The sequence below is a fragment of the Methylocystis sp. S23 genome, from assembly GCF_054106005.1.
Genome location: NZ_CM134185.1, coordinates 1,764,315 through 1,778,507 on the forward strand (window position 1 = coordinate 1,764,315; position 14,193 = coordinate 1,778,507).

General features: G+C 59.5%; 13 protein-coding genes and 2 pseudogenes. 8 read left to right on the forward strand and 7 right to left on the reverse strand.

Annotated features, from left to right (window positions below; all coding sequences use genetic code 11):
- The 3 genes from ACV7JP_RS08750 to ACV7JP_RS08760 all read right to left on the reverse strand — a co-directional run bounded on the left by ACV7JP_RS08750 (position 1) and on the right by ACV7JP_RS08760 (position 2,370).
- Complete coding sequence (locus tag ACV7JP_RS08750; protein ID WP_457798836.1) at positions 1 to 249, reverse strand: hypothetical protein; 249 nt, start codon at positions 247 to 249, stop codon at positions 1 to 3.
- Positions 246 to 836 carry a hypothetical protein gene (locus ACV7JP_RS08755; protein WP_457798837.1) on the reverse strand — a complete coding sequence of 197 codons (591 nt, stop codon included), beginning with the start codon at positions 834 to 836 and terminating at the stop codon, positions 246 to 248. The genes ACV7JP_RS08750 and ACV7JP_RS08755 overlap by 4 nt, the downstream gene beginning before the upstream one ends.
- A gap of 457 nt (positions 837 to 1,293) precedes the next feature.
- The gene (locus ACV7JP_RS08760; RefSeq protein WP_457799054.1) at positions 1,294 to 2,370 is read right to left on the reverse strand and encodes an AAA family ATPase; all 1,077 of its coding nucleotides are present in this window, start codon (positions 2,368 to 2,370) and stop codon (positions 1,294 to 1,296) included.
- 11 nt (positions 2,371 to 2,381) lie between these two features.
- Between ACV7JP_RS08760 and ACV7JP_RS08765 the strand changes: the two genes are divergently transcribed.
- From ACV7JP_RS08765 to tnpC, 4 genes and pseudogenes are all read left to right on the forward strand, one after another.
- Positions 2,382 to 2,603, forward strand: coding sequence for a transposase (locus ACV7JP_RS08765; protein WP_457797106.1), 222 nt, complete (start codon positions 2,382 to 2,384; stop codon positions 2,601 to 2,603).
- A 77-nt stretch (positions 2,604 to 2,680) separates the two neighbouring features.
- A complete protein-coding gene (locus tag ACV7JP_RS08770) occupies positions 2,681 to 2,809 on the forward strand; it encodes a hypothetical protein (RefSeq protein ID WP_457797107.1) in 129 nt (42 codons plus the stop codon).
- Positions 2,806 to 3,126 (forward strand): annotated as a pseudogene (gene tnpB, locus ACV7JP_RS08775) (IS66 family insertion sequence element accessory protein TnpB); the annotation flags it as partial. The gene ACV7JP_RS08770 and the pseudogene tnpB, both read left to right, overlap by 4 nt.
- A 101-nt stretch (positions 3,127 to 3,227) precedes the next feature.
- Positions 3,228 to 4,758 (forward strand): annotated as a pseudogene (gene tnpC, locus ACV7JP_RS08780) (IS66 family transposase).
- On the opposite strand, the gene ACV7JP_RS08785 reads toward tnpC, so the two are convergent.
- Complete coding sequence (locus ACV7JP_RS08785) at positions 4,722 to 5,075, reverse strand: hypothetical protein (protein WP_457798838.1); 354 nt, start codon at positions 5,073 to 5,075, stop codon at positions 4,722 to 4,724. The pseudogene tnpC and the gene ACV7JP_RS08785 sit on opposite strands and share 37 nt — an antisense overlap.
- 598 nt (positions 5,076 to 5,673) lie before the next feature.
- Between ACV7JP_RS08785 and ACV7JP_RS08790 the strand changes: the two genes are divergently transcribed.
- Positions 5,674 to 6,366 carry a recombinase family protein gene (locus tag ACV7JP_RS08790; protein WP_457798839.1) on the forward strand — a complete coding sequence of 231 codons (693 nt, stop codon included), beginning with the start codon at positions 5,674 to 5,676 and terminating at the stop codon, positions 6,364 to 6,366.
- Positions 6,367 to 6,560: 194 nt separating this feature from the next.
- Entirely contained in the window at positions 6,561 to 7,817 is a 1,257-nt protein-coding gene (locus tag ACV7JP_RS08795; RefSeq protein ID WP_457798840.1) for an ATP-binding protein, read from the forward strand.
- A gap of 456 nt (positions 7,818 to 8,273) precedes the next feature.
- Here ACV7JP_RS08795 and ACV7JP_RS08800 read toward each other — a convergent pair whose 3' ends face one another.
- Positions 8,274 to 9,266 (reverse strand): ribonuclease T2 family protein, encoded by a 993-nt coding sequence (locus ACV7JP_RS08800; RefSeq protein WP_457798841.1) that lies wholly within the window; start codon positions 9,264 to 9,266, stop codon positions 8,274 to 8,276.
- 140 nt (positions 9,267 to 9,406) lie between these two features.
- Here ACV7JP_RS08800 and ACV7JP_RS08805 point away from each other — a divergent pair, with 140 nt between their 5' ends.
- Positions 9,407 to 10,465 carry an alkene reductase gene (locus tag ACV7JP_RS08805; RefSeq protein WP_457798842.1) on the forward strand — a complete coding sequence of 353 codons (1,059 nt, stop codon included), beginning with the start codon at positions 9,407 to 9,409 and terminating at the stop codon, positions 10,463 to 10,465.
- A gap of 265 nt (positions 10,466 to 10,730) precedes the next feature.
- Here the strand turns inward: ACV7JP_RS08805 and ACV7JP_RS08810 are convergent, their stop codons facing one another.
- Complete coding sequence (locus ACV7JP_RS08810; RefSeq protein ID WP_457798843.1) at positions 10,731 to 11,783, reverse strand: NAD(P)-dependent alcohol dehydrogenase; 1,053 nt, start codon at positions 11,781 to 11,783, stop codon at positions 10,731 to 10,733.
- A gap of 111 nt (positions 11,784 to 11,894) precedes the next feature.
- On the opposite strand from ACV7JP_RS08810, the gene ACV7JP_RS08815 reads away from it, so the two are divergent.
- The gene (locus ACV7JP_RS08815; RefSeq protein WP_457798844.1) at positions 11,895 to 13,856 is read left to right on the forward strand and encodes a beta-galactosidase; all 1,962 of its coding nucleotides are present in this window, start codon (positions 11,895 to 11,897) and stop codon (positions 13,854 to 13,856) included.
- On the opposite strand, the gene ACV7JP_RS08820 is transcribed toward ACV7JP_RS08815, so the two are convergent.
- Positions 13,840 to 14,118, reverse strand: a complete 279-nt coding sequence (locus tag ACV7JP_RS08820) for a hypothetical protein (protein ID WP_457798845.1) — start codon at positions 14,116 to 14,118, stop codon at positions 13,840 to 13,842. The two genes, ACV7JP_RS08815 and ACV7JP_RS08820, sit on opposite strands and share 17 nt — an antisense overlap.
- Positions 14,119 to 14,193: the final 75 nt, after the last annotated feature.

The window sequence follows — 14,193 nt, forward strand, 5'->3', positions numbered from 1 at the left end:
TCACTCCTCCCTCAACGCCTTCCGAACCTCCTCTTTCGTCGTCCACCCGCGTTCCAAGTTGAACCTTGTCATTGGATCAAGCCCCTTAATCCAATCCTCGTCATCATCGTCCATATAGGCTGTGGAATGGGGCGTATCCGAAGGCCGATCCTGTGCGAGCAACACGTCTAACTTAGCTTCCACCCTTGCTACGGACTGCATAAGCAGACTTATATCGACAGCATCAATCTCAATGCCTCCCTTAGTCATGCATACAACTCTCTTACTGTATGATCATAATAAGACTTCACACTCATCAATAGCCCTTCCTCACTTAGTATTTCCCTCACCATCTTACCGAGCATCTTATAGACGGACTGTTGAGGCTTATACCTATCTTTGACCGTCACACTTTCCTCAGCCCTTCTAAACTCGGAGTTAGCCCACGAAGGCTGCTTCTCAAGCCTGACTTGATAGACCTCTCGCTCTTGTTCGACCTTAGCCCACCGGGCTACGATGGTTCCGACCACTCGATTGGTGTAGCCATTCCTGATTTGTGGTCCGAAGAATGGATCATTCCTCCAAGTGTAAAGCTCAGCAGCCAAATACAGCTTCACAATGTCTAGAGCGTCGCCTCCACGCTTATGGAGATACCAAGCAAGTACGATTTCAGCCCTTGACCGCTGCGTCATTTGCTTCTGTATCTTCCTTGGTGGAATAGCCGAGCTACGAGGGGCGTTAATTCGTCTAGCCGCCGCCTTAAGCCACCCCTCTACCCGCTCCGCTCCATGCTGCTCAGAAAGCCACGTCAACATCTTCTCACCCTCAGCTAACAGGGCTTTACGCTTGTCCCCCATTGGCAGTCTCAGCAGAGGGTGTCCACGGTCCTGATGAAAGTGAGCATGGGTTTTACAGAACTTCGATATTTTACGCCGATTGGCCTCGCACCCGGGGACGCTGCAAGTCAACTTCTCATTGGCAATGGTATTGAGTTTAATTGTCTCTTTCGCCCGCTGGCGCGTGGCGTCGTTCTCAATTGTGTATGTAATCATCCTAAACCGCTTATTCGTGATAGTTCCTCTTACAAGGGGCGAGCTTTGGCGCTGACATTTTAGACACCCAGAGACGAGTGGTCGGTGGTCGCCCCCCTAGAAAAGAAGGGGCAACCGCCCACCCGCTAACCCAAGAGTCGATACGAATAGTTCTATCCGCTCAGGTGTGAGGGGGAGCTAACGCTCCTCCCCCAACCTTTCACATCCGCCATCACACCGCCCGCCCCGTCCAACAGGGCGTGAGCAATAGCGTTGACGCTGCTTAGAACTCAGCCTGATCATCCGCTTGCCGAAGCATAGCGTCCCTAACATCCGCTGGCGGGCAGCTAAACACCGCCTCCACCTCATCAGCCTTGATCAAACCCCTGTCCAACCCAATCACAACCTTCTTCCAAATCGTATCCGGATTGAGCCCAAATGCATCCTGAGCCTGTCGCTTAGACAACCTCTTATGTTCACCTAGGCGAGCATTAGTCGCTAACGACTTAACACGCTCAATAACCTTAGCCAGGTTAGCATCATGCTCAACACCGTCAGCCAACGCATAACCAAAGTCCGTCATTGCGACGACCTTAGTTGACGTCTCAGCACACCTCTTAGCCCGACTCTTCTCGAAGCTAATCCTGAACTTAGTGACCTCCTCAGCATCGCGTTCAGCATCCCCGCCATCATCAGCTTTGCCTAGCTGAATAATGCTGTCATAGATCACCCCTTGCGCCGACGACCCTCGATAGGCAAACCCTTCCTTGTTTGCATGATGCACGACAAGACACGAAACACCCCGCCTCTTGAGTTTCGATATGAAAGCATTGATCTTCCTGAACTGAGTCGAGCTATTCTCGTCTTCCATGCTTTCCGTCAGCGTCGAAAGATTGTCGAACACGACAAGCTCACTCCCCGCCCTCACCGCATAACCACCAATGATTTGGTGATGCTCCTCTTTAGCGAGGTCAATAAACCCGTCATCATCCGGTTGACCAAGGCGAGGAAACAGCGACAGGTTCTCCCGCATCCGAGCAATGTCCAACCCCTCAATCCACTCACCTTCAAGGATCATCTTCATCCTCTCGGCAAGGTCAGGCGTTGGCATCTCGCCATCAATGTATAAAACCTTTGTCGGCGTCTCAGCCTTCCAGTTCAGCCCTTTGATCGTCCCACCGCCAGCAACCGCCATAGCGATCGTCAAAGTCAGAAAGCTCTTCCCAATGCCCGCTGGCGCATAAATCATTGCAGCATCACCCAGCTTGAACGTAAGCGCTGTTCTGCTCCCACCTGTTTTGAGCGAGCGGTAGGGACGATAATCGGAGCGATAGAGGGCTCCGACACATGTCGATTTCAGAGCGTAAACATATGCCGGAGCCTGAAGCGTTTCCGGCGCGGCGGATCGAGGTCTTCACGGGCTCGGGGCGTCGGAGGACGTGGGGCGCGGATCAGAAAGCGGCGATTGTCGCTGAGAGCTTCGCGGAGGGCGCGAGCGTTTGTGAAGTGGCGCGGCGGCATGGTCTGACGCCGCAGCAGCTTTTACGTGGCGTCGTCAGGCGCGCAAAGAGACCGAGGCTCGCGAGGACGTAGGCGCGCCGCCATTGTTCGTTCCCGCAGTCACGCAAGGGCCTGCGCCCGCGCCGCTCACCAAACGCGAACGACGCGCTGTGCGCCAGGAAGTCGATTCGACGCCGACGATCGAACTTGAAGTTGATGGCGTCACGGTTCGGGTCGGACGCGGCGCGCAAGCAAAGACCATCGCTGCGGTGATCCGGGCGTTGAAAGCCGCCAAATGATCGGTCCGACGGGCGCGGTGCGCGTGATGGTGGCGACGAAGCCGGTCGACTTCCGCAAGGGCGCGGAGGGTCTCGCGGCGCTGGTGCGCGAGACGATACAGTGCGATCCCTTCGACGGCGCGATCTACGTCTTTCGCGCGAAGAGGGCGGACCGCATCAAGCTTGTCTTCTGGGACGGCACGGGTGTGTGCCTCTTCGCCAAGCGACTGGAGGACGGCGAGTTCCGCTGGCCGAAGATCGAAGACGGGGTGATGCGGTTGTCGGCGGCGCAATTTTCGGCGCTGCTGGAGGGGCTAGACTGGCGGCGCGTACTGCGCGAAGGAGACGTCGGCGCCGGCCTTGTCGGGATGATGCGACACAGTGAATCAGGGCGTCGGAGAGCGTCGAAAGACGGCACAAAATATGGTCTTCTGCGTCTATGGCGCAGGCGGTCGAGACGCTTCCCGACGATCCTAACGAACTGAAGGCGATGCTCCTCGCCGAGCGGGCGCGCAACGATCGTCTCGTGCAGATCATCAAGGAGATGCAGCGCCATCGCTTTGGACGACGCGCCGAGACCCTTCCCGAAGACCAGATGCTGCTCGCGCTCGAAGAGGTCGAACAGACGGAAGCGGGCGCCGCCGCGGAGGAGGAAGCCAAGTCCGCCACCGAACGCGAGAAGGCGTCCAGAAAGCGCCGCACGAACCGTGGCGCGCTGCCTGCGCATCTCCCGCGCATCGAAACCATCGTCGACATCGAGGATAAAGCCTGTCCCTGCTGCAAGGGGCGCTCCATCAGATCGGTGAGGATGTCTCCGAGCGGCTCGACGTCGTGCCGGCGCAGTTCCGCGTGCTGGTGACGCGGCGTCCCAAATACGCCTGCCGCGCCTGCGAGGGCGCTATCGTGCAGGCGTCGGCCCCGGCGCGGCTGATCGAGGGCGGCCTGCCGACCGAGGCGACAATCGCCCATGTCTGGTCTCCAAATACGCCGATCACTTGCCGCTCTATCGCCAAGCACAGATCTACGCCCGGCAGGGGATCGCCCTCGACCGTTCGACGCTCGCCGACTGGGTTGGCCGCGCCGCCTGGCATTTGCGGCCCGTGCACGAGCGGCTTCTGGAACACATCAGATCGTCGACAAAAATCTTCGCCGACGAGACAAGGGCGCCGGTGCTTGACCCCGGGCGCGGGCGCACCAAGACCGGCCAACTTTGGGCTTATGCGCGTGACGACCGGCCATGGGGCGGCGCCGATCCGCCAATCGCAGTCTATGTCTATGCGCAAAACCGAAAGTCCGAGCAGCCGCTCACGCATCTTGCCGGCTTCACGGGCGTCGTGCAGGTCGACGGTTACGCCGGCTATCGCGCGCTGACGCAGAAGAACAGCGTGTCGCTCGCCTTCTGCTGGTCTCACGTCCGCCGGCGCTTCTACGAACTCGCCGCAGCAGGTCCCGCGCCGATCGCCAGTGAGGCTCTGGCGCGCATCGGCGCGCTCTACGCCATCGAGAGCGACATCCGCGGGCAGAACCCGGACGACCGGCGCGCAGCGCGACAGGAAAAATCCCGCCCGATCCTCGACGCCCTCGAGCCATGGCTGCGCGAGAAGCTCGCGCTGATCAGCCAGAAGACCAAGCTCGCCGAGGCGATCCGCTACGCGCTTTCACGCTGGGACGGCTTGACGCGCTTTATCGACGACGGGCGCACCGAGATCGACTCCAATATCGTCGAGCGCGCGATCCGTCCCATTGCCCTCAATCGCAAGAACGCGCTCTTCGCGGGTTCGGACGGAGGCGGCGAAAACTGGGCGATCGTCGCGTCGCTCATCGAGACCTGCAAACTGAACGGCGTCGATCCGATGGCCTATATGGCCGATGTCCTCGCGAAGATCGTCGACGGACATCTCGCGAGCAAACTCGACGAGCTCATGCCATGGGCCTACGCGCAGCCGGTCGCTCTCAAACACGTGGCCTGAAAACAGCGGTTACGCTTGAACCAAGGCCCAAGCATCAGCTTACGAGGCGGAACATCAGCGTCTAACAGAGCGCCAGCACTAACCAGCCTCAGCTGCTTCTTTCTGAAAGGTTCGGGAACGTAGCTAAGGCTATCGAGCTGATTTATCTTCTGCCATTCCTTATGCTGCTCATACGCTTCCACAAGGTCCGCATCAGTCCCAAGAAAGGGTTCAACCCCCTTAACACCTTTGACTTCCTGCCTAGCCTCAGCGATGACCTTAGCAATATCCTTAGTATTTATCTCAGTCATATCCATTTTACCTTGATCAATCTCCATGCATACCTTGTTGTTGAGCCGACTTATGCTCATATCTATATTTTAACCTTATCCTGTTTATCAAGATTTCGAACAACACCAAAAACAAACGCACAGCAACCACGTAGCTATTACCTCATACCTCAGCCATATCAATTAGATCAGCGATGACGCTTGCCCTCGTAGCCTGAACACCGGTCACCAGAGTGTAGTAGCCAACCAACATATCAAGCTTAGTTACCTGCTCATCCGTAAGGCGAGTGCCAACCATTACCCTAGCACTGTCTTTCACATGCTTTCGCTTAGGCCTAACTTTGCTTGTGTTGTCGTCTCTATGAGTCATAGACGATTGCATAAAGCAAATGTTACCTTGTTTATATCCCATTGATACTCCTTAGTTCTTATATTATTAGCTTGTGTTTTGACTCATACGAGGATCATCGTATTTCGATGCCTGTGTTAGACTGCAACCAATCGAAAACAACTTTCGACCTTGCATGCTGGTCTGCAACCAATCGAAAACGTATGTGAAAAGTCTACAAGCGCAGGCCCGTTGACCGTTGACTGAAATGAGTCTATGTAAAATCTCACAACGCTGGTAGTTAGGACTTACAAGGTCATGGCTCATGGCAATTTCGTCGCCTACCTCAGAGTTTCCACCGCTCGACAAGGTCAAAGCGGCCTCGGCCTAGAAGCTCAACAGAGAGCAGTTGAGAGCTACCTAAACGGCGGTGACTGGTCCCTCGTCTCTACCTTCGTGGAAATCGAGTCCGGCAAGCGTGACGATAGGCCAAAGCTTCAGGAGGCTATCGAAGCCTGCAAGCTCTACAACGCCACACTCGTCATAGCTCGTCTCGACCGCCTCAGCCGTGACGCTCACTTCCTGCTTGGTCTCGTCAAATCAGGCGTGAAGTTCGTCTGCTGTGACATGCCTCAGGCCGACAGCTTCGTGATCGGTATCATGGCCCAGTTAGCTCAGAAGGAGCGGGAACTCATTAGCGAGCGCACAAAGGCAGCTCTACAGTCAGCCAAGGCCAGAGGCGTGAAGCTAGGTGGAAACAGAGGCAAGTTCAATGAGGTAGCCGCTGCTGGCCGCATCAAGGGAAGCCAAGCCGTCGTTAAAGAAGCGGACGAGCGGGCTAAGCGTCTTGAGAAGCTGCTCAACGAGATGCAGTCTCAAGGCTTGCCTCTCAATGCTATTGCCAAGGAGCTGAACCATCGTGGCATAGCGTCAGCGCGGGGCGGGGCGTGGACAGCAACTAGCATAAGGAACATCCTTAGTAGGCTTTCAAAAGCGCCTGTAGCCCCCTGAGTGCGACTCCCTGCCTACCCAATGATAGAGCGGGCCGGGGAGCAGGGGGAAAGAGGCGTTTCGATCCATTAAACGGAGGCGCTCACGCACTTTGCTATTTTTTTGGTGGCGCGCTCCGAATGAACTTTGCTACCTCGCCATCAGTCGGACGAACCCTTCTCGGCCCGACCGCACCCCCTAGTAGAGGCAAACTGATGAAGTTTAATCCCTTTCGACCAAACTCTCTGGTTTCAATAGGGATGTTTAGTGGGAGAGGGGAAGAGCTTCACTCGATAGAGCGTTGTCTTTTTCAAGCAAAGCACGGGAATCCACAGCACTTCTTAATCGAAGGTGAGCGGGGCATCGGGAAAAGCTCCCTATTTTATTTTATTCAATTACTCGCATCTGGCAGAATTAAACGCGAGGACGGCTCAACATTTAATTTTTTGGTGGTTTCACTTGATCTAGGACAATGTGAAGACCAAATAGATATTGTAAGAGAAATTGGTAAAGCTCTTCAGTCGGCTATTGCAGATCGAAACAACATCAAGGAGCTAGCCAAAAAAGCTTTTGATTTTCTTACAAACTGGGAGGTCATGGGCGTTAAATACAAAAAAGATCGAGAAAGAGGCGATGACTCGGCAAATCTTGCTGGCTTGGTCGATACAGTGGCAGACGTTCTGGTGGAAGCTAAGGACTCTCTTGATGGGGTGCTGATCCTTATCGACGAAGCTGACCGCCCGAGCGAGGAGGCCGGTCTTGGCTTGTTTCTGAAGCTATTCACTGAACGATTGACTAGGAAAGAGTGCGGCAACTGCTTGATGGGGTTGGCCGGCCTTCCGACGCTCGTCCCTAAGCTTAGAGCGAGCCACGAGTCTTCCCCTAGGGTTTTTGAAGCGATGACATTGGAGCCGTTGGAAGAGTTGGAGCGCATTGACGTAATCAACAGGGGCATTGCAGATGCAAACAAGAGGAACAACCAAAAAACAGATATTACTCCCGATGCATCTAAAATGATCGCCCTTTTGTCAGAAGGATACCCGCATTTCATACAACAGTTTGCCTACTGTGCTTTCGAGAAGGATACAGATAACGTTATAGATGTATCAGATGTAGCTGGAGGAGCATACCAACAGAATGGAGCGCTTGAACAACTTGGGCATAAATATTTTAATAAGATGTATTTTGAGCAGATAAACTCAGAGAATTATAGAAGAGTACTTAATGCAATGGCAGCTCATCAGAATAGCTGGGTCTCAAGGCAAGAGATAATCTTGGAGTCGGGCGTCGGCGAGACAAACGTGGACAACGCGCTAAAAGCTCTCAGGGGTCGGGACATCATCATCGCTGATGAAAGTCGGCGTGGCTTTTACAAGCTTCCCACAAGGTCTTTTGCTACTTGGATAAACGCAATCAAGTCAGTGGAGGAGCAAACTGGAAACGCTGGACAGTTCAAGCTTGACATCGATTAAAGGTGACGAAGTCCCATAGGGTTCGGTAGCTTCCCGTAGCTTCCGGTAGCTTCCTGTAGCTTCCGGTAGGGTTCGGTATCTTCCCGTAACCTTCGGTAGCTTCCCGTAGCTTCCGGTAGCTTCCCATAAGGTTCGGTATCCTCCCGTAACCTTCGGTAGCTTCCGGTAGCTTCCGGTAGCTTCCCATAAGGTTCGGTATCCTCCCGTAACCTTCGGTAGCTTCCGGTAGCTTCCCGTAGGGTTCGGTAGGCTCCGGTATCTAGAGGCACTTGCTAGCAGCCCTATCGCGCTTGCTTTGCAGCGCAAAACTGCTACACAATCACCTTCCGCTGTTGGATAACATCACGCAAAATCAGATGCTTGCAAATACGCTCCAAGAGTTCAATCCTCTCTTGCAGCACCAGCCTCCATGGTCTTTGCGAGCTTGCGGGTATGCGTAGGCTTCGCGGTTCGCGCTCAGCGGAAGCCGGCTGGGTCGACGACGCCCGAGGGGCATCCGGTCGACGTTCTCGGCGCCGCCGCGATCAGAGTGGCGAGCGTGGGATTGTCGCCGATCTCGCCGACAAGGCCGATCGTCATTTCGACGATCCTCCGGCTCGACCCGGGACAGGATACGCGCACGCGGTCGCCGGCCCCGGGGCCGAAGCTCTCGTCGAAAGCCTGCTTGATCTGTGCGGCGGTGATCGTCCGGCCGATATTTCCGGCGAAGAGATCGCGCACGCGCGAGGCGTTCAACTGCGCCATGAGCGCGAGGGCGCGGGCAAAATAGGCTTCCTGCGATCGGCCGCCCTGGAAACAGGTTCCGTGCTTGATCCACTCATGGCGCTCGAGATTCGACATGGTCCCGGGCATCGCCTGGGCCAGGGCGGCGCGGGTCTCCTCGGAGAGGGCGACGGGCGGCAGCCGGCTCCACGCGCCGTTGGCGTCGGCCTCCTTATAGCTCGGCGCGACGTCGCAATATTCAACGCCCCTCGGCTGCGGCCAAAGCCCGTGCAGGGCGAAATGGGTCGCGTCGAAACGCTCGGCCGTCTGAGTGGCGCATTCCGTCTTGTCTTGATGCGTTTCGCAAAAGGCCGGCTGCCAGCTCACCGCGATCAGATTGAACGCGCCGTCCGCGCTTTGGTTTCCGGCCGTCCCCGCTGGCGGCGCGCCTGTCCCCGCGGCTTCCTCGATCGAGCCGCAATTTGTGGCGACCCATCTGCGCAACGGCTCCGCCCCCTCGACCTCAATCAGATAATGGGTGGCGTCGGGCTTGTTCTTGCCGACCAGCGGATAGGAGGCTCCCGGCTCGACGGACGCGTCGTCCGCGCGCGGGCCGCCGTGAATGGACCGGGTCGCCGGACAGGCGCGCTGCGCGACAAAGGTTCCGCTCGCCGGCGTCTGAGCCGAGGCGCCCATAATCGTGGAAAGGAAAATGAAAGCTGCGGCCGCTGAAAGGGGGAAATGCATGCGCCTGTTCCATTCATTCATCGAATTTCATGACGTTAGCAGAGAATCATCGACGCGCAACCGCGCGCCGGCCTCCGGCCCTCTCTCCCTTTTTGCGCCGACCTCGCATAATCTGCGCCCCGCTTCACAGGATCATCCCGATGCCCACGCTTTTCGAACCGCTTCGCCTCGGCGACGTCACGCTCCCCAACCGCATCGTCATGGCGCCGCTGACGCGCTGCCGGGCGAGCGCGGGGCGCACGCCGAACGCGCTGATGCGGGACTATTATGCGCAGCGCGCCTCGGCGGGGCTCATCCTATCCGAGGCGACCTCCGTCACGCCCATGGGCGTCGGCTACCCCGACACGCCGGGCGTCTGGTCCGACGCGCAGGTGGAAGGCTGGCGGGACGTCACGCGCGCCGTGCATGAAGCGGGCGGCCGCATCATGTTGCAGCTCTGGCATGTGGGGCGCATCTCTCACCCGATCTATCTCGACGGCGCGACGCCCGTGGCGCCGAGCGCCATCGCGGCCGAGGGGCATGTCAGCCTGCTGCGGCCCAAGCAGCCGCACCCCGTCCCCCGCGCGCTGGGGACGGAGGAGATCGCGGGCGTCGTCGCGGCCTTTCGCCGGGGCGCCGAGAACGCCAGGCGCGCCGGCTTCGACGGCGTCGAGCTCCACGGCGCGAACGGCTATCTGCTCGACCAGTTCCTGCAGGACAGCGCGAACAAGCGGACCGACCGCTATGGCGGCTCGATCGAGAACCGCGCGCGGCTGATGCTGGAGGCGACCGACGCCGCCATCGAGGTCTGGGGGCCCGGGCGCGTCGGCATGCATCTCGCGCCGCGCGGCGACTCCCACTCCATGGGCGATTCCGACCCCAAGGCGACCTTCGGCTATGTCGCGCGGGAGCTCGGAAGGCGCGGAATCGCCTTCATCTGCGCGCGCGAGCATCCGGGCGCCGACGCGCTCGGGCCTTATCTCAAGCGGGAATTCGGCGGTCCGTTCATCGCCAATGAGAGCTTCACTTTCGAGACGGCGCAAGCAGCTCTCGCTTCGGGCGAGGCCGACGCCGTGGCCTTCGGCAAGCTCTTCATCGCCAATCCCGATCTCGTCGAGCGCTTCCGGCGCGGCGCGCCGCTGAACGAGCCCAAGCCCGAGACCTTCTACGCGCAGGGGCCGGCGGGCTATACGGACTATCCGGCGCTGGCGCAGTCGTGAGGAGCCTGGCTGGAGCGCGCGGAGTTTAGACGGAATCGCCCAAACGCGGATAACGAGATTAGCGCGCGTTCCATGCGGAAAATCGGCTCCCGCTATTTCGCGGAGCCGCGCCGGACGACGCCGTCATTGCGGGGAGGCCTTGCCGACGAAGCAATCCAGAGCAGCCAGCGCGGGCCCTGGATTGCTTCGCTTCGCTCGCAATGACGGCGCGTCTCGCGGCGCGCTCCAATGAGGAAGGCGGCTCGCGCCGCCATCCTCTTCCGTGTCATTCGTTCAGCGACGCCATGTCGATGACGAAGCGATATTTCACATCCGCCTTGAGCAGGCGCTCATAGGCGTCGTTGATCTCCCGCATGCGGATCACCTCGACATCGGAGACGACGCCGTGCTTGCCGCAGAAATCGAAAAGCTCCTGCGTCTCGGCGACGCCGCCGATGAGCGAACCCGCGACGGACTTGCGCCCCATGATCAGCGGCACGCTGTCCACCGCCGGCTCCAGCGGGCCCAGATAGCCGACGAGCACGAGCGTTCCGTCGATCGTCAGAGTCGGCAGGTAGGGATTCACGTCATGCGCATAGGGAACCGTGTCGATGATGAGATTGAAGCGGCCGCCGGCTTTCGCCATCTGACCGGCGTCGGTCGAAAGCGCCACCTCGTCCGCGCCGAGGCGGCGGGCGTCGTCCGACTTGCCGGGCGAGCGCGTGAAGAGCGTGACATGCGCGCCGAGCGCCTTGGCGAGCTTGATCGCCATATGGCCGAGGCCCCCGAGGCCCACCACCGCCACCTTGCTGTCCTTGCCGACCTTCCAATGACGCAAGGGCGACCAGGTGGTGATCCCGGCGCAGAGAAGCGGCGCCGCGCCGGCGAGGTCGAGCCCGTCGGGAATCTTCACGACGAAGCGCTCCTTCGCCACGATGCGGTCGGAATAGCCGCCATAGGTCGGCGCGCCTTCCTTATCGAGCGCGTTGTAGGTGAGCGTCGGAAAGCAGCGGCAATATTGCTCGAGCCCTTCCTCGCAGGCGTCGCAGGTCAGGCAGGAATCCACCATGCAGCCGACGCCCGCATGATCGCCGACCTTGAAGCGCGTCACGGACGGACCGACGGCGACGACGCGGCCGATGATCTCGTGGCCCGGCACCATGGGATAGATCGAATTGTCCCAGTCGTTGCGCGCCTGATGCAGGTCTGAATGGCAGACGCCGCAATAGAGGATTTCGATTGTCACGTCGTCGGCGCGCGGATCCCGGCGCTCGAAATGGAAAGGAACCAAAGGCGACGTCGCCGAATGCGCCGCATAGCCGAAGGCCTTGATCGTCATCCGTCATTCTCCGATTGAAAGAGCTGCGCCATTGTAGCCGATCCCGGCCGTCATCCGCGTGTAAAAATCCAAGGGCACGGCTCGCCTGTCGAACACAGGCGGGCTTCCCTTATGACCAGGCAGAAACTCGGCGTCTGTTACTACCCTGAACACTGGCCGACGGCCCGCTGGCCGGAGGACGCCGCGCGCATGAAGGCCGTCGGGCTCTCCTATGTGCGCATCGGCGAATTTGCGTGGTCGCGGCTGGAGCCCCGCCAGGGCGATTATGATTTCGGCTGGATGCGCGAAGCCGTCGAGACGCTTCATGCGGCGGGGCTCGAGATCGTTCTCGGCACGCCCACGGCGACGCCGCCCAAGTGGCTCGTCGACGCCATGCCGGACATGCTGGCGCACGACGCGCAAGGGCGGCCGCGCAAATTCGGCTCGCGCCGCCACTACTGCTTCAGCCATGAAGGCTATGCGCGCGAATGCGACCGCATCGTCGCGCGCCTCGCGCAGGAATTCGGCGCGCATCCCGCCATCGCCGCCTGGCAGACCGATAATGAATATGGCTGTCATGATACGGTCGAGAGCTATTCGAATGCGGCGCTTCTCGCATTCCGCAAGTGGTGCGAGAAGAAATACGCTTCGATCGGCGCATTGAACGCCGCCTGGGGCAATGTCTTCTGGTCCATGGAGCTTGCAAGCTTCGACGAGATCGAGTTGCCGAACCTGACGGTCGCTGAAGCCAATCCGGCGCATCTCCTCGACTTCCGGCGCTTCTCCTCCGATCAGGTTGTCGCCTTCAACAAGCGGCAGGTCGAGATCATCCGCGAGCATTCGCCGGGGCGGCCGGTCCTGCATAATTTCATGGGCGCCTTCACGGCCTTCGATCATTTCGCGCTGTCGCGCGATCTCGACGCCGCGGCCTGGGACAGCTATCCGCTCGGCTTTCTCGAACGCAGCGCCAATGACGACGCCTTCAAGGCGCGCTATATGCGCGTGGGCGACCCGGATTTTCAGGCCTTTCATCACGATCTCTATCGCGGCTGCGGCCGCGGCCGCTGGTGGGTGATGGAGCAGCAGCCCGGCCCCGTGAACTGGGCGCCGTGGAATCCGGCCCCCGCCAAGGGCGCCGTGCGCATGTGGAGCTTCGAGGCCTTCGCGGCGGGCGCCGAGACGGTGAGCTATTTCCGCTGGCGGCAGGCGCCTTTCGCGCAGGAGCAGATGCATGAGGCGCTGCTCCTGCCGAACTCAGAGCCGAACGAAGCCTATCGCGACGTCGAAGGAATCGCGCGCGAGCTTGCGACGCTCGACGCGCGCGTGGAGACGCGGCGCGCCGACGTCGTTCTCGTCTTCGACTATGAAAGCGAATGGGCCTGGAAGATCGAGCCGCAGGGGCGGGACTTCTCCTATTACGAGCTCGTCCTGCATTTCTATCGCGGCCTGCGCCGCGCGGGACTCTCCGTCGACATCGGCCCGCCAGATGCGGAAACCGTGCAGGATCGCAAGCTCGTCCTGCTGCCGGGACTCTTCACGGCGCCGGACGATTTCGTCGACGCTTTGGCGAAGAGCGGCGCGCAAATTCTGATGGGCCCGCGCACGGGCGCGAAGACCGCCGACTTCCAGATTCCTCGCGACCTTCCGCCGGGCCCGCTGCGCAAGCTCATTGATCTGCGCGTGCGCCGCGTCGAGAGCCTGCGGCCGACCGCCGTCCTTACGGCCGAGATCGGCCATGTCGAACGCTGGCGCGAATTCCTGATCCTCGGCGAAGGCGTCGAGAACGAGATCGCCTCCTATGACGACGAATGCGCGCTCGCGCGGCGCGAAAATGTCTCCTATCTCGCCGGATGGCCGGACGACGCGCTGCTGGATGCGGTCCTCAAGCAGGCGCTCGACGGCGCGCGTCTCGAAGCTCTGCCCTTGCCGCGCGACATTCGCGTCCGCGACAATGGCGGCACGCGCTATGTCTTCAATTACGGTCCGAACCCCGCCGATATTTCGGCGCTCGTCGGAAACGCGCCTCTGCTGCTCGGCGGCAAGGTCCTGCCGCCCTGCGGCGTCGCGGCTTTCGCGCTCAGCTCGCGGAAATAAGGAAATATAGGAGATACGCCGCCACTGCGAGAATCGAGAAGATCGCCGAATAGGCGATCCACGTCTTGAAGAGGCGGCGCTCCTCCGGCATTTCCGGCCGCTTCTCCACCGCGCGGACATAGACGCCGACGACGAAGATCGCGACAAGGCAGATATAGAGCGAGATGATCGCCGTGAGCTGCGCCGTGTATTTCTCCGCCGCTTCCGGCGTCGGGGCGCCGTTGAAGACGGCGGAGACGAGCTCGCTGATCGAAAAGGCCATCGCGTTAATTCCTTTCATGCGGCTTTGCGCTTTCCGCGAAACGATGGGAAGGTAATATTCCCAGCAAGCGAGGGA